Source organism: Bacteroidales bacterium, from assembly GCA_016709865.1.
GTDB lineage: Bacteria > Bacteroidota > Bacteroidia > Bacteroidales > VadinHA17 > LD21.
The window spans coordinates 528,690-548,118 of sequence record JADJLX010000005.1 but is presented as its reverse complement, the minus strand read 5'-3'; the positions used below and the strand labels follow the sequence as shown (position 1 = coordinate 548,118).

The window sequence follows — 19,429 nt, the reverse complement described above, 5'->3', positions numbered from 1 at the left end:
TTATTGGAGTCCTTTATAAACAATGGAAAGGTTGGCAGACATTTTTTCAAGAGAAAGTTCCTTGAGTACTTTTTCTTTGCCCTTAGCGCCAAGTTCCGCCATAAGAACCTTATCATTAAGCATATTGCTAAGTGCCTCTGTTAATCCGTCAATATCATCAACGGAGTAGGTGATCCCTCCGCCGGTTTTAGCAACAATCTCGGGAAATGCCCCTGTAGCGGGCTGAACAACCGGTACTCCCGCTGCATTTGCCTCAAGCAGATACAAACCATATCCGTCATATTTACGCACAGGCACACTCATTATGTCGATGTTACTGAAGAACTGTTGCTTACTGTTTCCATGAAATTCAGGATAGATCCTGATAAAACTTTTAAGTCCTGCTTCCTTAACTTTTCTGATCTGTTCAGCAATAAAGGATTTGTCAACCCCTGTATAACCACCCGAGACATGAAGTGTAAGTCCTGGTAGTGTATCCTGCAACTTCAGTTTAATAAATGCATCCACCAGTTTATCAAAACCATTATGGGCGTTTATTCTGCAGAAGTATCCGATTGCAGGCCAGTTATCCTTTTTCACAACACTCAGGATATCATGATCAGGATCCAGTCCAAGCGGAACAACATAAAAACGGCGATCTTCTATTCCTGTTTTTGAGATAAAGAACTTCTTGTAATACTCGCTTGGAGTCAGGAAAGCATCCACATTTGGCGCTTCTCTTGCGATCAGGCTCCATGCTTTTGACTGATATGGTTCAGCCATCTCAATTGTCCAGTCATCCTCATTAAGAAGTGAACAGACAATTTTAACATCGATTTTTCTTTTTAGCTGTCTGGCAAGGCCAATTATTAATGCATTTGAAAGATGAATGACATCAGGTTTACCATCCCTGCAGAGATAGTCAACAAGTCGCTGAAGCTCTTTTTCTGGAAAGGCATTTTCACCTTTAATCATATTCAGGGTCATATCCTCCAGACCTTCAGAACTTGTGGTGCCGGCACGTTTGGCCGCCATGCGTAACATCGGACCGGAATCAACTATTTTATCAAAGAAAACAGGCATATTCTTCAGGAATGGTACTTTTTCCCTGAGGTACATTGAGATAGCACCGAAAAAGACATTCTTGTCCATGCCTGATTCAACTACATCATCTTCAGGCGGAAGATATAAAGGAATAGCTGAGGCCTGAATCCCTGGCACCTTTCTGATTGCCCGGAGATATATCATATCGCGGTAACAATTCCCGCAATAAAATGAGCCTCCCGAACCTGTAATCAAATAAACTATTTTCATAGATTAATTATTTCTTCTCTGTGGTTCTCTGTGTCTCCTCAGGATTTCCTCTGTGTAATAAAAGTTTTAAGAACTGACACAGAGTTACACAGAGGAGGCACAGAGTTACACAGAGTAAAAATTTTACTTTTCACCAAATGCCAATAATCTTCCGTCTTCAGTAAGGATATAAAACTTACCCTTAATTACTGCAGGCGAGCTGGCAATGGATGTACCTGAATTAAAACTCCATAGCTTCTTTCCGTCAGTCAATCCAAGAATATTTACAGTTCCATCCATACTCGTAAAAAGAACTTTTGTTTTTGTCACAACTGCAGAACCCACAATACGCCCGTTTGTTCGGTATTTCCAGATTAATTTACCTGTTAAAGCATTGTAACAGTAAAGATATTTATCCTCATTGCCTATTACAACAAAATTATTTCCGACAGCAGGAACAGCTAAAACAGAACCGGACTCTGCAGTACCGGGGATTTCCCATACAATCTTTCTAGTACGGATATTAAGCCCGAATACTGTTCCCTCATAATCGCCAAAATAAGCCATATCACCCGCAAGCGAAGGAGAGGCTGCAATATATACTCCGACATCAACTGTGTCTGTCTGACTGCCTGTCAGCGGGTCCACACCTCTGATTACTCCATCACACCCGCCAAAAACAATCTTACCATCCTGGATAGAAGGTGTGCCATTCACATAATTGTTTGTCTCAATTTTCCATAATTGCTTGCCTGTTCTTGGATCAATACAGTGCAGATAGTAATCGTAACTTCCGACAACAATCCCAGCTTTACTCCCTGAAACCCACACATTTGCCGATCCTGAAATCTGATTGTCTGTTGTGTATGTCCAGATTAGTTTGCCGGTAATCTTATCGACTGCTATCAGTTTACCATTATTCAATCCTACAATTACTTTATTTCCAAATACAAGAGGAGCTGCTTCAATAAGGTTTCCAGCTTCATATTGCCACTTTATTTTCCCATCAGAAAATAAGGCTGTCAGAGTGCCTTTGTCGTTTCCGAAAAAGATTGTTCCATCACTTATTACAGGGGATGATTTTGTTCTCGCGCCTGTAGTAACACTCCACAGCAGTGATGGCGCAGCTGGAAGCTCTGAATCGAATCTTCCTGAAAGATCAGCTTTGCCTCTGAACAGTGGCCAGTCAGTGTCACCGGTTTGGGTAAATGAATATTGCAAAAAGCAAAATGAAAAAAGCAAAATGCAAAAAATTTTCTTTCGACACCAAAGCACTAAGGCACTAAGATGCACCAAGGAAATATCATTAGAGAGAATCTCTCTATCAGCCTTTGTATCACTGTTTTTTGGTGAAAATTTCATTATTCTTTTTTAACTTTTAACTTTTGACCTTTTCACTTTTACCTTTTACTTGAATTTACTTAACGCTCCGGTCGGACAGATATCAATTACTGCCTGACTCTTTGTTTTCAGTATGTTATCAAAATCTTCAGTAAGCGGTTCTGAAATTATACTCACAAAACCCCGGTGGATAAAGCAGAGCGCCGGTTCATCATTCGAATCTTCACAGAGCCTTACACACAATCCGCATTTAATACACTTGGCATTCTCAAAAACCAGGCCGGTTTTATGATTTATCTTCTTAACAATAGGGGAGTTGACAATTTTTCCTTTCGGATCTTTAATTGAAAATGCTTCACCAAGCTCCCTTAACCTGCAGTCATTTGCAGCACGGCAGTCGCAATGCATGCAGCTTTCAGATTCGGATGAAGCAGATTTGAAATCAGGGATATCCCTGTATCTTACAATTTCTCCTATGCACTCTTTCAGCCATTCCAGCTGTTCAGAAGGCTCCAGTTTACCTATTCTGGAGGCAAAAGGCTTAGGCTGTTTTCCTTCGGTAACCTGATCTGAGGCGTCAGCAACCTTGTTGGAATCATTAAGTTGCTTCGATATAAACAGTTTCATATTCCGTATAGAAACAGGAATATCAATCTTCTTTCTTCTGCAGGCATTCTCGCAATATGCAGCACAGTCAATGCACTTTATCTCTCCTGATTTTATTTCCGAAGCAACCAATTCTACAACCCCGGCATAATCGTTTGCGGCAAGCAATCTGTTCATCAGGGGGATATTATATCCGGCCGGACAAACAACCCTGCATGGGGCTTCACATTCAGCCCTGTGCTCTGAAAGCAGAAGTTCCACTGATTTTTTACGCAGAGCAATCACATCTTCACCAGAAACATCAAGGTCCATTCCATCCTGAACAAGAGCAGAACATGATGGTACGAAATTGCCCGATCTCTTGTCCTTAACCATGCAAACCATGCAGGATGAATAGTGGGGTATACCTTTCTTATGACACATGGTGGGTATACTGAAACCTGCACCTGTGGCAATATCCAGAATAGTTGACCCTTCCGGAGCTTCCAGCTCTGTATTATCGATCTTAACTTTTAGCATTGGTGTTTATGATTTCAATTGCATTTTCAGGACAAACTATTCTGCAGTTATCACATTTAGTGCACAATAACTGGTCTATCTCATGTCTCTCATAAGGTTTGAATGGTATTGCGTTTACCGGACAATCCTGCGAACATTTAGTACATCCTGTACACTTGTCATTTATATTATATTTAATCAAAGCCTGACATCTGTTTGCTCTGCAAATACCTTTTGTATGCTCTTCATACTCCTCCCTGAAATATCTTAATCCGGTCAGAACAGGATTTGGAGAGGTCTTACCAAGTCCGCAGAGACTGCCATCTTTAACAGATTTGCAAAGTTTTTCAAGCTCATCAATATCGGCAAGCACTGCTTTACCCTCGCTAAGTTTCGTAAGGATATCGAGCATTTGTTTCGTTCCGATCCGGCAGAAAGTACATTTTCCGCATGACTGTTTATGAGTAAATGTGAGGAAATATTTTGCCATGTCCACCATGCAATCTGTATCATCAAGAACAACCATTCCTCCGGAGCCCATCATCGCACCCATTTTGGTAAGTTCTTCATAATCAACTGAAGTATCAGCTTCACTTGCAGGAATACATCCTCCTGACGGACCACCAATCTGAACCGCTTTAAAAGTCCTTCCCGGCGCAACACCGTCGCCGATACTTTCCACAATCTGTCTGATGGTAATGCCCATCGGTACTTCAATAAGTCCGCCCTTTGAGATTTTTCCTGCCAGCGCAAATACCTTTGTGCCTTTACTTTTCTCAGTTCCGATTGAACTGAAAGCCTCTGAACCGTTATTAATAATCCATGGAACAAGTGAGAGTGTCTCAACATTATTTACCAGTGTTGGCAAATCCCTGAATCCTTTAACAACAGGGTAGGGAGGCCGCAAATGAGGAGTGCCTCTTTTTCCCTCCAAAGAGGCTATCAGTGCAGTCTCTTCACCGCAGACGAATGCTCCGGCGCCTTCAAATATTGTAATATTGAATGAAAAAGCACTTCCACAGACACTATCACCAAGTATTCCGTTCTCATAGCACTTTTTAAGGGCCGCCCTGACTCTTGATACAGCCAGAGGGTATTCTGCCCTGATGTAGAATATACCTTCATTAGCGCCTGTTGCAAAGGCAGCTATCATCATCCCTTCAATAACCCTGTAGGGGAAAGATTCAAGAAGCATCCTGTCCATGAAAGCCCCGGGATCACCTTCATCGCCATTACAGACCACATACTTATGCTCACCTTTAGTTAGTCGTGAGATAGCCCACTTTTTCCCTGTCGGGAAACCGGCACCGCCTCTTCCCCTCAATCCGCTGTCTGTTATTAATTTAACAATAGACTCCTGATCCATCTGATCAATACATTTTCTCAAAGCGGCGAACCCGCCTGATTTAGAGTACTCATCATAAGAATCAGGCGATAAAGATCCGCTGTTTATAGTTGCAATATGAATCTGGTAATTCAGAAAATTATTGAGGTATTTTTCTCTCTGTGCAACGGGAACATTTATCTGACTGAAGAGCTTGTCTTCAGAAAGAAATGTATCAACAAGATCGTTAATATTATGCTTTATTCTTTTGTTTAAAGACCTGGGCTTTATATGTTTAAGGAGGATTTCCTCAACCTGTTGTTTTTTTACATTTGTATACCTCGAATGGTTGCTATCATTGTTTACAATCTCCATCAGGGGAGTCTGATTACAGACACCGACACAACCAACCGATTTCAGTCTGATATTGAGATTATACTTTTCTTTTACATCCAGGATCTGTGTAAGAATCTCCTTGCTTCCTCCGGCAACACAACATGAGCCAATACCTATCCTGACTTCCGCATCAATATCCTCAATTATTTCCTCCGAGATTGATTTCAGGTTTTTGTTTCCTGAATGAAGAAAATCCTTTATAATTTCATCAGCCTGTGTAGGCTTCACGTGACCATATGTCTTCTCATCGATCTGTACAACAGGAGCCAGAGTGCAGCAACCCAGACAGGCAACCTCTTCAATAGAAAAGAGATTATCCGGTGAGGCATTTACAGTGTCTGTGATCTGGAGTACCCTCTTAAAAGCTTCCGAGATCAGAGGTGCGCCCTTTACATGACAGGCAGTCCCGGAACAAATCTTAACAGTATGCTTTCCGACAGGCAGATGACGGAACTGAGAGTAAAAAGTAGATACTCCCGAGATCTGTCCGGGTGTAATCTCTGTAACGCTGCAGATATGCTTAAGAGCCTCAGACGGTAGATAGTTTAACCTTTTCTGAACCTCCTGCAGTATCTCAATAACCTTCTCTTTTCCTCCGCCAGTGACAGCTATAACTTCATCTACCACTGCACAGATCTCTGCAACTGATGTTGGATTACAGTCGCACTCCTTAGCCGCTATATTTTTTTCTTCTGTCATCAGTTCTTAGCAATGCAATAAAGATTTTTCTTTCCTCTTATGAAGATCTTCTTATCTGAAAAGGCAGGTGTGCAATCTGCTCTTTCTCCAAGAGGTGCCTCTGAAATAATTTTATATTCAGGTCCTGCTTCAAGTATATGCATTACGCCGCTCCTGTCGAGCAGGTATAACATATCATCTGCAATAATAGGGGAAGCATAGAACTGATCGGTAAAATATCTTGCCCAGAGAGTGTCTCCCTTCTCAGCGTTGTAGCAGGCAATATCTCCGTTCCCGGTAGCGACAAATAGATACTTGTCGCTTGCAACCGGACTGGAAACATCAGGAGTGAAGGTGTTATCCTCCCATACTATTGATGCTCCGGCTCCGCCTTTAATAGCCGATAACTTTGCATAATCAGTTACAGAATAGACCATTGTAGTGTTTACTGCAAGTGAAGGTGCAACATCACCTGTCAGGCATTCTATTGACCATAACTCTGTTCCTGTAACAACATCATAGCTTGAAACATTAGGATTACCGTTGATTACAAGCTGAGGTTTTCCTCCAAAATATGCTATTACCGGCGAAGACCACACCGGACGTCCCTGCCTGATAGTTTCCCATTTAAGTTCACCTGATTCTGCATCAAATGCCATAAGAGAAATCTTTTCATTGCTGTCGAACTGGACAAGCAGTGTATTTTCGTACATCATGAGAGAAGATGAATAGCCGTAAACATTCTCTGGAAGTCCAATGTTTTTCGACCACATCAGCTTTCCGTCGTGATTAAAAGAGGCCAGGTTTCCGTTTGCAAATACGGCACAGACTACCTTATCATTTACAGCAACTGTTGATGCGGCAAGTCCGACATCCTGATCTGTTTCAGGCGATACATCAGGCTCTCCGGGAATATTGGAAACATGTCCGGTCCATAGCAAATCTCCGGTCTTCTTGTCTATACAATACACCTCACACTCTTTTCCTTCAGCACCTGTTATGAAAACCTTATCTTCCCATATTGCCGGGGAACTCTGTCCATCTTTCGGGATCTCCGTTTTCCATTCTATATTTTTGCCTTCGGCCCCATTCCATTCGGTAGAATAGCCTGATCCTCCGGCTATTCCACGACCATCCTGACCTCTGAATGCTGGATAATTTGTCTTATCAGGTTCCGGTACCTTGGCATTGCTCTTTGCTTCTCCTGACGCTCCTGCAACTGCCTGACCGGAAGTATCGGGAAGGTCTCCCCTCAGCAGAAATGAAGATGCAATAGCTGTCACAGCAATGATTGAAGCAGCTGCAATCAGATATTTTCTGTTTTTTTCCTGTTTTGTCAACAGGTCCTGTTTTGCACCTGGAAAAACCGGTGATATTTTTTGATTATCGGCAATAAGTCTCTGGCTCAGGATAAATATCAAGGCCCCGGCAAGTAGAAGGTATGAACCTGTTTCAACCTGCCACCTTGATGAAAAGTAAGCTTTACGGGCCATAAGATCCATTGCTCTTACCTGTTCTGCCTTTGCAGCGTTTGCAGGATCCTTATCGAATTGTTCTTTAACTGATAGCAAAGCCGGACTGTCAAGCGGATTAATTGTTTTTAACTGAATAAGGCTAAAAAGCATAGTTAATGCCACAATGACTGTAAATGCGCCAGCTATCTGGCTAACTACTTTAAGTACGCTGATATCTTTATCAGTAAGATTAAACTTCATTACTACTTTTTACTTTAATAGGACAATATTTAAAACACTTTCCGCAACTGTAACACTTTCCCTGATCGGGTTTATATTCAGTTCTGCGACGCCTTATTGAGAGAGACACCATACCTATGCCAAGTGCAATTCCAAGGAATATTCCCGCCCAGGGTGATGCCTTTCTGAATCTGTTAATGATAAACTCTTCCTGTGCGAACAAATCAGCTTCAGTCTGACCTGCTTCTTTAAAGGCAAGAGCAGATTTTGTTACTGCTTCAATTCCTGATTCCTTTTCAAACCTGATCTCTCTGGCAAGTCTTACAGTGCTGTTTACACCTGAAAGGGCAGGAGCCAGGTTTTTAAACAGATACCCTCCTGCAATTGCAAACAGCGGGATGAAAAGAAAATAGAGGATGAACCGCTTTCTTGATCTCTCAGGAGCTTCTGAAACCTGTTCTGTATTTGAAGGTAAAATTGCATCATAAGGACATGAAGCCTCACATAATCTGCAATTTGTACATTCAGCCGGAGTTATTGTCAGATGCTTGCCTGCAAATCGTGAAAAGATATTCAGCAGAACACCATACGGACATAAGTATCTGCAATATGGTCTGTTTACAAATATCCCGGCAAGCAGAAGAAGCACACCGAATATTATCATTGTATATGGGGCATCGAGCCTGAATATCCCTACAAAGGGATCGTACCTGCAGATCAGAAAGGTGCTGTTTGTGGCAGAGAAAAGAACAGCAAGCGCCAGGTATACAAAGGGAACGGATGCAAGAACAACATCAACAGTCTTCGGAAGTTTAACAGGCGCAAAACCTGTCAGCTCCTGGATAGCTCCAAGCGGACACACCCCGGCACAGAAAACCCTTCCAAAAAGAAGCGCGAAGACAAGCGGTATTATAAAAAACAGCAGCGCGGTTAGTGGAATAGTATATCCATCATTGAAAAGCGCCAGGGAGACATTCTGAACTGATCCGACTGAACAAATGCAGCCCTGCCTGTAGAACCCAAAGTAAGCCAATGAAAATACCGACATCCACAGTAAGCCCTGCCTTGACCGCTTTTTTAGCGCAAGCCATGTTGTAACAATCAGAGCACCAATTAGTACTGCCAGATCTATGTATTGCCAGAAGGGAGCCCTTTGTGTTGGCATCTGATGCTCAGGATAAACATAATCTGTTTCAAATTCAGGTCGAGGAAACCTGTCCTGCGCAAACATAACTGCGTGCCAGCACAATAACAGGACCAATATAATATACGGAAGAGCTTTTTTCACTTTTGCTTAATTACTTTTGTCTCTTTACTTTTTTCTTTTGTCTTTCTCTATATACGAAAACCCTTCCGGCACCCTGCTTATCGCATTAGACGGGCATGTTCGGGCAATTGAGCAATCGTTGCAATTCACACATATATCGTGTTTTATCTGCATATAAAGTGATCCGTTTCCGAAATCCCCGCATCCTTTCACACATTTGGCACAACCGTCGCACAGATCCTCATTTATTGTATACTGGAAATAGGGTTCTTCAACAAATTCCCTGTCAATAGCGCCAACGGGGCAGAGCTGATTTTCAGCAGCTGTACTGATGTTTTTTACACCCTGACGCTGATATCCGCCGCACAGGTCACAATAACCGCACATCTGGTAAGCATGCACACATTTTGATGCAGAGGGGGTCATTACACAGTTGGTCTTGCAGTTTCCGCAGGTCGTACACTTAAATGGATCGATCTGCCAGACATATCCTGTAGTTTCTGTCTTCTTTGCAAGAGCAACAGGGATAATGATCAGGGGAGCAGCAATAATCAGCTTACCTGCTTTGCTGACGAAATCCCTTCTGGATTGATATTTGTTTTTCTCTTCTGCCATAGCTCTGGTTATCAATACTTATTACAGTCTGTTTCACCACTGCACACTCCCTTGCCGGGACATGCTGAACAATCTTTTCCGGTAACAATTTTATTGCCCAGTGCAAATACTATAAGTGTTAGCAGGGCCAATAGTCCGTACCTCATGATCTTTTTAAAGAAATCGATTCGATTCATAAACAATTGATATTTAATGTTCTAATCTGCGTTCTCATTGCCAGTTTTTGCCCCCAACCCCCTAAAGGGGGCTTCAATCCAAAGCATGATTACCCCCCCTTTAGGGGGCAGGGGGGCCTTTTCTTTTAAATATATAAAGTTTTGAATCAAAAGGATTTGCTGCATAAATTGTATTACCGTCAACTGATGCGATATCAAGCGGGACCGAGGGTGTGAAATCATTTTTTGAAGAAACGAATTCAATAAACTCCCCAGATTCACCCAATATTTTAATCCTGTTAATTCCTTTTTCTGCTGTAATATAGCCTGTTTTTGTTTTGATGAAATGTGCAGGATTGCAGCATCCGCAGAAAGCATCAGGAGCTGTTCCCGCTTCCCCGAAGTAACTGATTGTAACTCCATCATTGCCTCTGGTTTCAATCCTTCTGTGACCAGTGTTTGCAACATAGATAAATCCAGCGGAATCGAGTGCAACATCAAAATATGGACTTGGTACAATGAACTGTCCGTCATTTCTGCCAACCATTTTCTTAACCTCACCGCCTTTATCAAGGATAAATAAAGTCTTATTTGCTGCATCAGCAAAAACAACATTCGATTTATTAGCTGAAATAGAAGTGATTATACTGTTACTCTCAAAAGGGCCCCATTCATTCAGCAACTTTCCTTCGGAGTTGATAACAAGCACCATATCCATTGTTGAAGCATATATAGTATCCCCGAAATATCCCAGTGAAGTAACCGGTGCAGGTGCTTTGAGGGTCCATAACTGATTTAATTTCGAATCATAGCATGATACAAAGGAATCACCTCCGAGATAGATATTTCCTGAGCGTGATGCAGTAACAGCCTTAAGCGATCCTTCCTTAACGCTGAACTCATCTTCAATCTTCCAGTTTCCATCAGGATAAATCGCATTTTCAATTGTGGTTGAAGAAGTATCCGGACCTTCTGATTTTGAAGTATCAAAGACCATGTAGCCGATAAATACCAGTATAATCAGCACCGAAAATATAGCAGCAAATTTCTTATTCATCTTTTAGTCTTTACCAATATTTAAACATAGTAAATTTCTAGCATCCCTCATTATGAGGTATTTACCGGCAATTGCCATCGGTCCCCATGCTTCGATTCCATCCATGATCTTATGACTAGCCAACAGCTTTACACTCTTTTCCTGAACTTCAAAAAGAAATAAATTACAATCATCATCAAGCAGGTACATTTTATTTCCGCTTACTATATAGGGACCTAATCCGCGACCGTATCTGGTGTCTTTTCCGCTCGACCATACAGGTTTACGAAGATCGGATTTATGAAAACATACAAGCTGCTTTTTTAGCGGGCCAGCATTTTCCGGCATTACGCTCCAGATATAATCTCCTATAATAATCGGAGTCTGCTGGTCACTGGCAATTCCTTCTGTTCCCTTATGCTGCTCTTTTACTGTAGTAGTGAATTTACTTCCATCAAAATTAATTGCTATTCTCGCGGCGCCAGCACCGTAGCTTCCGAATACAGCTATCTCATTGTTTCCGAGAAGCAGGGGTGAGGCAGCAGTTGTTGCAGGGCTCCACTCTGTATTTGACCAAAGCAGTCTGCCGGCGTCTTCAGGTTCCGCAGACACGCCACAAACACCGCCAACAGCATTATAAACATACATCTTCCTGCCATGAATTGTCATTGGCATAATTGAGCCATGCGACATTCTTAAAGAATCAGGATTGGGAGTCTTCCAGAGTACTTTTCCTGTTGCACAATCAACACCTATCATAAGCGCTTTAACACCCGGAGCAATTATTGCCACGTCATTATCGATCAATGGACACTGTCCTGAGAAGAAGTCAGGAGTTATTCTTCCTGTTTCCCGTCCCGGAATACCATATTCTCTCTCGAGATCTATCGACCACAGCAGATTGCCGTTTATCGGATCGGTACACATAACATGAGATCTCGGTCCGATTGTTACAACATACTTATCTGTTACAGCCGGAATTGTCCTGGAATACCCATGGTTTCTTTTAAGTTCGACATAGTACCAGCGACGCCACAGTTCCTTTCCTGAAGCAAGTGAATAACACTTCAGGACATCTGCTTTACGCCGTTCGTTATAATCAAGAATATACACCCTGCCGTTATGGACAACCGGTCCGGCATATCCTTCACCGAGGGTTGCTTTCCAGACGATCGGAGGGCCGGTGGTATCCCAGGTTTCAGCAAGCGGTGTCGGATCTTTACTGATATTATCAAAATCAGCGCCTCTGAATCTTGGCCAGCTGCCCGGCAGAATCTCATCAGGTTCAGCAATTGTATCGAAGAACTCGCCAATTACCACAGAATCAGTTCTGATTACCATTGGCGGCCTGTTATCCATTCCCGGGACCCTGTTAATGATCTCAGCATGAGAATAACTGCCCGAGAGCCACAACGCAAGGGACAATACAAACACCGAAATTACTACTCCGATTACTATAGTTTTATATTTAGATTCTGCTGACATTAAAAAGTATAATTCAATTATAAGGCGCAAGTTAAAAAATCCAAGTAGATAACAGTTTAATGGGTGATATATTGCTACTATTTAGAATGGTTTTTAAGAATTTTTAACATCATTTTGTCTTAAACTTTTAACCATGACATGAATCCAAAACATGATTTTTGTCATATTAATAATATTTATCAAATCATCTTAATACATAGCTTTTATTCAGTTTATTTATATATTTACTTATATTATTTCTATTTTATAGTGTTTTTAATTTCAAAATGATTTGTGATTAACAAAATATCATTAGATTTGTAACCTGAATTTAAAAATGGATTACTTAATCAAGCTTTAAACAGTAGAAAGATATGTGCGGAATTGTTGGAGTATTCGATCTGAAAGTCAACTATATGGAACTTAGGGCTACAGTCCTTAAGATGTCAAAAAAAGTCAGGCACCGTGGTCCTGACTGGTCAGGAATATTTTACTGTGAAAAAGCTATACTCGCTCATGAAAGGCTTTCAATTGTAGATCCTCAATCGGGAAAACAGCCATTGTACAGCAAGGACGGGAATCTGATTCTTGCTGTAAACGGAGAGATTTACAATCACCAGGAGATCCGTAAAAGATACGAAGGCTCATATGAATTTTTAACTCATTCTGATTGTGAGGTGATCCTTCCTCTATACAGGGAAAAGGGACCAGCCTTTATTGAAGATCTTAGCGGTATATTCGCTTTTGCGCTGTATGACAAGGAGAAGGACTGCTACTTTATTGCAAGGGATCATATTGGGATCATACCTTTATATATAGGCTGGGATTCATTCGGAAATTTCTATGTTGCCTCAGAACTGAAAGCTCTGGAAGGAGTCTGCAATAAAATTCAGGAATTCCTTCCGGGTCATTATCTCTATAGTAAAGACGGTGTGATGACCAAATGGTATAAGCGCGACTGGATGGAGTATTCCGCTGTTGAAAACAATGAAACGAGCATAGAGGATCTGAAAGTTGCACTCGAGGCTGCAGTTCACCGCCAGCTTATGTCGGATGTTCCATACGGGGTTCTTCTTTCAGGCGGACTCGATTCTTCTGTTGTTTCGGCAATAGCTAAAAAATTCGCTCCAAAAAGGATAGAGACCCAGGATAAAAGCGAAGCATGGTGGCCGCAGCTGCACTCTTTTGCTGTTGGCCTTGAGGGTTCCCCCGATCTGGCTGCTGCAAGAAAGGTGGCTACTCATATCGGAACAATTCATCATGAAATAAACTTCACAGTTCAGGAGGGTCTTGATGCCATTCGTGATGTTATTTATCATATTGAAACATACGATGTTACTACTATACGTGCATCAACACCAATGTATCTTTTGGCCCGGGTAATCAAGTCAATGGGAGTGAAGATGGTTCTTTCAGGTGAAGGAGCTGATGAAATATTCGGCGGATATCTTTATTTCCATAAAGCCCCGGATGCAAAATCATTCCATGAAGAGACAGTGAGAAAAATCAGCAAACTGCATCTCTATGACTGCCTGCGTGCTAACAAATCTCTTGCAGCGTGGGGTGTTGAAGGACGTGTACCGTTTCTGGATAAGGAGTTTATGGATGTCGCAATGCGCCTTAATCCTAAGGATAAAATGATAGTAAAAGATAAAATGGAAAAGTGGGTACTGAGAAAAGCTTTCGAGGACTACCTGCCTGCAAGTGTTGCATGGAGACAGAAAGAGCAATTCTCCGATGGAGTAGGCTACAGCTGGATCGATACTCTTAAAGCGTTGGCTTCCAAAGAAATATCTGATGAACAGTTAGCAAACGCCAAATACCGTTTCCCGATCAATCCTCCTCCTACAAAGGAAGAGTACCTGTACAGAACCATTTTTACAGAGCACTTTCCGTCTGATTCAGCCGCTTCATGTGTACCATCAGTGCCATCTGTAGCATGCAGCACTCCTGAAGCACTGGCCTGGGATTCGTCATTCAGAAACCTGAACGATCCGTCAGGCAGGGCAGTGAAAAGTGTGCATAATGATTCGTATAAATAGACATCCTTTTTACCACAAAGGACACAAAGTACACACAAAGGACTCAAAGCTAAAACAATGAATTATTGTCCATTGCGCCCATTTTCATACGTATGATTAAATCCTTTGTGCCCTTTGCGAATATCCTTTGTGCCCTTTGTGGTTAATGGATTTAACTTTTAGTTGATTTTCCGATTTTAAATTATAATTTTAGATATCAGAATGAATATTATCCTTATTCATTCTTAATAAAAATTATAATATGAAAAGGAAATTTCCACTGGCACTATGCGCTTCCTATGCATTGATATCATGCAGCAATGCACCAAAGAATGAACAATTACCTAATATAGTCTATATCCTTGCCGATGACCTTGGTTATGGTGACCTGAGCTGCTACGGTCAGAAGAACTTTTCAACACCTAATATCGACAGGATAGCTTCACAGGGCATGCTTTTTACCCAGCACTATACAGGCTGCACTGTTTCAGCACCTTCACGATCAAGCCTCATGACCGGCTTACATACCGGACATACTCCAATCCGCGGAAATAAAGGATGGGAGCCCGAAGGTAACTGGCCTTTACCGGCAAACACATTCACTCTGGGAAAAATGCTGCAGTCGAAAGGATATACTACAGGTGCTTTCGGGAAATGGGGACTTGGTTTCATCGAATCAGATGGAGATCCTAATTTACAGGGAATTAATGAGTTCTATGGCTATAACTGCCAGAGTCTGGCTCATAATTATTACCCTGATCATCTCTGGCATAATCATGAAAAGATTCTGCTTCCGGAAAACGATAGCAGCAAAACAGGTGCTTATAGTGCTGATCTGATACATAAAGCCGCTCTTAACTTCATTGAAACAAACAAAGGAAAACCATTCTTTCTCTTTTATCCGACAACAATTCCGCATGCAGAACTATTTGCAAAAGAAGAATATATGAACAGGTTCCGAGGAAAATTCCTTCCTGAAAAATCATTCAAAGGAGTAGACGACGGACCAACTTTCAGAAAAGGTCCATATGGATCACAACCTGAGGGCCATGCTGCTTTTGCTGCAATGATTGCTCAGTTAGATGATTATGTTGGCGAGCTGATGGCAAAACTTACCGAACTTGGAATTGAAAAGAACACAATTGTGGTTTTTGCATCTGACAATGGTCCGCACCTTGAAGCAGGAGCAGACCCTGACTATTTCAACAGCAATGGCGAACTGAGGGGATATAAGCGTGACATGTATGAAGGTGGCATAAGAACTGCAATGCTCGTGAAATGGCCCGGAAAAGTTAAGGAAGGCTCAAAAAGCGATCATATCTCTGCTTTCTGGGATATCCTCCCGACTTTTGCTGAGATAACCGGGGCAGAGGTCAAGGCTGAAGTGGATGGCATTTCATTTCTTCCAGAGCTTCTGGGTAAAAAACAGAAACAGCATGAATATCTGTACTGGGAATTTCATGAGCAGGGCGGAAAAACAGCAATCAGAATGGGCAACTGGAAAGCGGTAAAACTTAATATTGACAAACCCGATAAAACTGTAACTGAGCTTTATGATCTTTCAAAAGATATGGGTGAAACCAATAATGTCGCAGAAGCTAATCCTGAAATAGTAAAAAAACTGGAAGAACTTATGAAACAGGCACATAAACCGTCTGAAGTTTTTCCGTTTGCTAATGAATCAACAACTAAATAACTTGGTGTCCCTTAGTGTCTTAGTGTCTTGGTGGCATTTTTTTTCGCCACAAAGACTCCAAGGCGCAAAGAATCACCAAGGAATCCTGAACATATGAAAAAATTTAATCTTATTCCCGGTGCAATTGGCATAATGTCACTTGCATCAACCCAGCCGGCAAATGCCCAGGCAAGAGAAAAACCAAACATAATAATAATCTATGCCGACGATCTTGGCTACGGCGATGTAAGCTGTTATGGTGCTACTAGTCTCAAAACGCCAAATATTGACAGGATTGCCAAACAGGGGTTGCGTTTTACCAATGCACACTGCACATCAGCAACAAGCACTCCTTCAAGATATTCGCTTCTAACAGGTGAATATGCCTGGCGCAAAAAAGGAACAGGTGTGGCAACCGGAGATGCTGTTGCAATTATTCAACCCGGACGCACTACAATAGCATCGATACTGAAAAAAGCAGGTTATACAACCGGAGTTGTAGGCAAATGGCATCTTGGTCTGGGTGAAGAAGGTGGCGCTGACTGGAACGGAGAAATTAAATCTGGTCCGATGGATATCGGATTTGATTACAACTTTATACTTCCCGCCACAGGCGATCGTGTTCCATGCGTTTTTGTAGAAAACAGACGGGTGGTTAACCTTGATCCAAAAGATCCGATAAAAGTCAGTTTTACAGATCCCATACTCACAGAACCAACAGGCAAGGACCATCCCGAATTACTCAAATTACATCCGAGTCATGGTCACGATATGACTATTGTAAACGGAATCAGCAGGATAGGATATATGAGCGGCGGTAAGTCAGCTCTATGGATTGACGAGGATATTGCAGATGTAATTACCGGCAAAGCTGTTAAATTCATTGAAAATAATAAAGACAAGCCATTCTTCCTCTATTTTGCAACACATGATATCCATGTTCCGAGAACTCCAAATCAGAGGTTTGTGGGAAAGAGCGGGATGGGAGCCAGAGGCGATGCTATTCTTGAGTTCGATTGGTCTGTTGGCGAAATACTGAAAACTGTTGATAACCTTAAACTTTCAGGGAAAACCTTAATCATAGTTACAAGTGATAATGGTCCGGTTGTAGATGACGGATACAAAGACCAGGCTGTTGAACTGCTTGGTGATCATAAGCCTGCCGGACCACTCAGAGGTGGCAAATACAGTCTTTTTGACGGTGGAACAAGAGTTGTTTTTATTGCAAGGTGGAACGGCAAAATAAAAGCGGGCACATCTGATGCACTTTTCAGTCAGATCGATCTCATTTCTTCATTTGCTTCATTAACCGGACAATCTCTTGCAAAAGATGATGCACCTGACAGTTTCAATAGTCTGAATACTCTTCTGGGAAAATCAAAGACAGGACGTGAATATCTTGTTGAACATGCAGGCAGACTCACAATTATAAAAGGTGACTGGAAGTTCATTGAGCCGGGCGGCGGACAAAAGATTCAGGTAAATACAAATACTGAAACCGGAAATGATCCTGAACCACAGCTATATAATCTTAAAACTGATCTTGGAGAAAAAAGCAATGTAGCTGCCCAGAACCCTCTTATTGTTAAGGAATTAACAGAACTTCTGCAAAAAGTTAGAAATGACGGAAGAACAAGATTTTAAAATATATTCATGAGTTTTTACTTTGAATCTCAAATATTGAATCGTTTTACCGCCGAGGGCCACAGAGTATGCGCTGAGGGACGCAGAGAAGATTTTCCGATGGTTGATTCTCAGCGGCTCTCTGCAAAACTCTGCGTCACTCTGCGGTTAAATAAGATCTTAGCATTATGAAAAAACTATATGCAGTTATTGGTTTAAGTACTTCAGCAATAGTTCCGGTTGATGCAGATTTCATTCAATCTAAACCTGAAGTTGCAAAACCAAATGTAATCTTCATTCTGCTTGATGATTATGGATATACTGATCTTGGGTGCTATGGCAGTAAGTACTATCTGACTCCCAACATAGACAGGCTTGCTAAGCAGGGAGTAAGGTTTACAGATGCATATGCTTCCTGTCCGGTTTCATCGCCTACAAGGGCTTCAGTTATGACAGGAAAATACCCCGTAAATACTGGCATAACAGACTGGATCCCGGGCAGACAGGCTAGCAACAGCGGATCGGCTACGGATAAGCTTGTGGCATTGCCCTTCAAACTGCAGCTTGACCTGAATGAAACTACTATTGCCGAGGTGCTGAAGAATAATGGATACAAAACTATGATCTCCGGGAAATGGCACCTTGGGGAGACCGAAGAATACTGGCCCGAAAATCAGGGATTTGACGTTAATAAAGGCGGTTTCAGTAAAGGCTCCCCGGTTAAAAATAATGTTGCAAACGGATATTTCTCTCCCTATGGTAATCCAAGGCTTGAAGACGGACCTGTTGGTGAATATCTCACTGACAGGCAGACAGATGAAGCAATTTCCTTCATAACTGATAACAAGGAAAAACCATTCTATCTGTATCTCTCATATTATGCAGTTCATAATCCAATGCAGGGTAAAGAGAAACTTATTGAATACTTCACAAAACGTGCAGACTCAATGGGGCTTTCAAAACAGGAGGCATTTACAAGGAATAAAGCCTGGATTTTACCATCAATGAGCAATAATTTTAAAGAAAGAGTTATCCAGAGCAATCCTGTATATGCTGCTATGATATATAGTGTTGATGAAAACATAGGAAAGCTTCTCGCGAAACTCGAAGAATTTAAGCTTGACAAAAACACTATTATCATATTTACTTCAGACAATGGCGGATTATCAACATCTGAAGGTTCACCCACATGCAATGCCCCTCTAAGAGCAGGAAAGGGATGGCTATACGAAGGAGGCATAAGGGTGCCTTTAATCATAAGATATCCTTCCAAAGGCAAACCGGGCAGCGAAATAAAGACTCCTGTCTCTTCAATTGATTATTTCTCAACTATCTTAGAGATGACAGGATCATCTGCAAAAGGGGTTAAAACAGATGGCGTCAGCTTTGTTTCTTTATTTAAAGAGGATAAACTGAAGGAAAGACCTCTTTTCTGGCACTATCCGCACTATTCTAATCAGGGTGTCGAGCCGGGAAGTGCAGTGAGGCTGGGAAGATTCAAACTTATTGATAATTTTCAGTCAGGAAAACAGGAACTGTATGATCTTGAGAAAGACCTTTCTGAAACAAATGATATTTCAGCTTCAAATCCTGAAAAAACAAAGGAATTATTTAAACTGCTTCAGGAGTGGCGGACTAAAACCGGTGCAAAAATGATGACCAATAATCCTGTATGGGTTGGAAACATAAAATGAAAGTAATTGAAGAACATGTCACAGAGTGACACGGAGAAGACAAAGAGAGACACAGAGATAAATAAGTATT

General features: G+C 41.7%; 14 protein-coding genes. 4 read left to right on the top strand and 10 right to left on the bottom strand.

What is annotated here, in order from left to right:
- From IPJ16_10940 to IPJ16_10895, 10 genes are all read right to left on the bottom strand, one after another.
- Positions 1 to 1,293, bottom strand: a complete 1,293-nt coding sequence (locus tag IPJ16_10940) for a glycosyltransferase family 4 protein (protein ID MBK7627686.1) — start codon at positions 1,291 to 1,293, stop codon at positions 1 to 3.
- Positions 1,294 to 1,416: 123 nt separating this feature from the next.
- Entirely contained in the window at positions 1,417 to 2,493 is a 1,077-nt protein-coding gene (locus tag IPJ16_10935) for a PQQ-binding-like beta-propeller repeat protein (protein MBK7627685.1), read from the bottom strand.
- A 186-nt stretch (positions 2,494 to 2,679) separates the two neighbouring features.
- Positions 2,680 to 3,738: a (2Fe-2S)-binding protein gene (locus IPJ16_10930; protein ID MBK7627684.1), complete on the bottom strand. Its 1,059-nt coding sequence runs from the start codon at positions 3,736 to 3,738 to the stop codon at positions 2,680 to 2,682.
- Entirely contained in the window at positions 3,725 to 6,136 is a 2,412-nt protein-coding gene (locus tag IPJ16_10925; protein MBK7627683.1) for an NAD(P)H-dependent oxidoreductase subunit E, read from the bottom strand. Before IPJ16_10925 ends, IPJ16_10930 begins: the two co-directional genes overlap by 14 nt.
- Positions 6,136 to 7,830 carry a PQQ-binding-like beta-propeller repeat protein gene (locus tag IPJ16_10920; GenBank protein MBK7627682.1) on the bottom strand — a complete coding sequence of 565 codons (1,695 nt, stop codon included), beginning with the start codon at positions 7,828 to 7,830 and terminating at the stop codon, positions 6,136 to 6,138. Before IPJ16_10920 ends, IPJ16_10925 begins: the two co-directional genes overlap by 1 nt.
- Positions 7,820 to 9,097 (bottom strand): 4Fe-4S binding protein, encoded by a 1,278-nt coding sequence (locus IPJ16_10915; GenBank protein MBK7627681.1) that lies wholly within the window; start codon positions 9,095 to 9,097, stop codon positions 7,820 to 7,822. Before IPJ16_10915 ends, IPJ16_10920 begins: the two co-directional genes overlap by 11 nt.
- A gap of 24 nt (positions 9,098 to 9,121) precedes the next feature.
- Positions 9,122 to 9,691, bottom strand: a complete 570-nt coding sequence (locus IPJ16_10910) for a ferredoxin (GenBank protein MBK7627680.1) — start codon at positions 9,689 to 9,691, stop codon at positions 9,122 to 9,124.
- Positions 9,692 to 9,702: 11 nt separating this feature from the next.
- On the bottom strand, positions 9,703 to 9,867 hold the full coding sequence (locus IPJ16_10905; protein MBK7627679.1) for a hypothetical protein: 165 nt from the start codon (positions 9,865 to 9,867) through the stop codon (positions 9,703 to 9,705).
- Between the two features lie 100 nt (positions 9,868 to 9,967).
- Positions 9,968 to 10,903, bottom strand: a complete 936-nt coding sequence (locus tag IPJ16_10900) for a hypothetical protein (protein MBK7627678.1) — start codon at positions 10,901 to 10,903, stop codon at positions 9,968 to 9,970.
- Between the two features lie 3 nt (positions 10,904 to 10,906).
- Entirely contained in the window at positions 10,907 to 12,367 is a 1,461-nt protein-coding gene (locus tag IPJ16_10895) for a PQQ-binding-like beta-propeller repeat protein (GenBank protein MBK7627677.1), read from the bottom strand.
- A 353-nt stretch (positions 12,368 to 12,720) separates the two neighbouring features.
- Here IPJ16_10895 and asnB point away from each other — a divergent pair, with 353 nt between their 5' ends.
- The 4 genes from asnB to IPJ16_10875 all read left to right on the top strand — a co-directional run bounded on the left by asnB (position 12,721) and on the right by IPJ16_10875 (position 19,359).
- Positions 12,721 to 14,388: an asparagine synthase B gene (gene asnB / locus IPJ16_10890; GenBank protein ID MBK7627676.1), complete on the top strand. Its 1,668-nt coding sequence runs from the start codon at positions 12,721 to 12,723 to the stop codon at positions 14,386 to 14,388.
- 241 nt (positions 14,389 to 14,629) lie between these two features.
- Positions 14,630 to 16,063, top strand: a complete 1,434-nt coding sequence (locus IPJ16_10885) for an arylsulfatase (GenBank protein ID MBK7627675.1) — start codon at positions 14,630 to 14,632, stop codon at positions 16,061 to 16,063.
- Between the two features lie 93 nt (positions 16,064 to 16,156).
- Entirely contained in the window at positions 16,157 to 17,686 is a 1,530-nt protein-coding gene (locus IPJ16_10880) for an arylsulfatase (protein ID MBK7627674.1), read from the top strand.
- 167 nt (positions 17,687 to 17,853) lie between these two features.
- Positions 17,854 to 19,359, top strand: a complete 1,506-nt coding sequence (locus IPJ16_10875; protein MBK7627673.1) for a sulfatase — start codon at positions 17,854 to 17,856, stop codon at positions 19,357 to 19,359.
- Positions 19,360 to 19,429: the final 70 nt, after the last annotated feature.

Coding starts and splice junctions, on each gene's coding strand:
- IPJ16_10925 (MBK7627683.1), bottom strand. CDS start 6,136: ATGACAGAAGAAAAAAATATAGCGGCTAAGGAGTGCGACTGTAATCCA.
- IPJ16_10930 (MBK7627684.1), bottom strand. CDS start 3,738: ATGCTAAAAGTTAAGATCGATAATACAGAGCTGGAAGCTCCGGAAGGG.
- IPJ16_10900 (MBK7627678.1), bottom strand. CDS start 10,903: ATGAATAAGAAATTTGCTGCTATATTTTCGGTGCTGATTATACTGGTA.
- IPJ16_10895 (MBK7627677.1), bottom strand. CDS start 12,367: ATGTCAGCAGAATCTAAATATAAAACTATAGTAATCGGAGTAGTAATT.
- IPJ16_10875 (MBK7627673.1), top strand. CDS start 17,854: ATGAAAAAACTATATGCAGTTATTGGTTTAAGTACTTCAGCAATAGTT.
- IPJ16_10920 (MBK7627682.1), bottom strand. CDS start 7,830: ATGAAGTTTAATCTTACTGATAAAGATATCAGCGTACTTAAAGTAGTT.
- IPJ16_10880 (MBK7627674.1), top strand. CDS start 16,157: ATGAAAAAATTTAATCTTATTCCCGGTGCAATTGGCATAATGTCACTT.
- IPJ16_10905 (MBK7627679.1), bottom strand. CDS start 9,867: ATGAATCGAATCGATTTCTTTAAAAAGATCATGAGGTACGGACTATTG.
- IPJ16_10940 (MBK7627686.1), bottom strand. CDS start 1,293: ATGAAAATAGTTTATTTGATTACAGGTTCGGGAGGCTCATTTTATTGC.
- asnB (MBK7627676.1), top strand. CDS start 12,721: ATGTGCGGAATTGTTGGAGTATTCGATCTGAAAGTCAACTATATGGAA.
- IPJ16_10910 (MBK7627680.1), bottom strand. CDS start 9,691: ATGGCAGAAGAGAAAAACAAATATCAATCCAGAAGGGATTTCGTCAGC.
- IPJ16_10885 (MBK7627675.1), top strand. CDS start 14,630: ATGAAAAGGAAATTTCCACTGGCACTATGCGCTTCCTATGCATTGATA.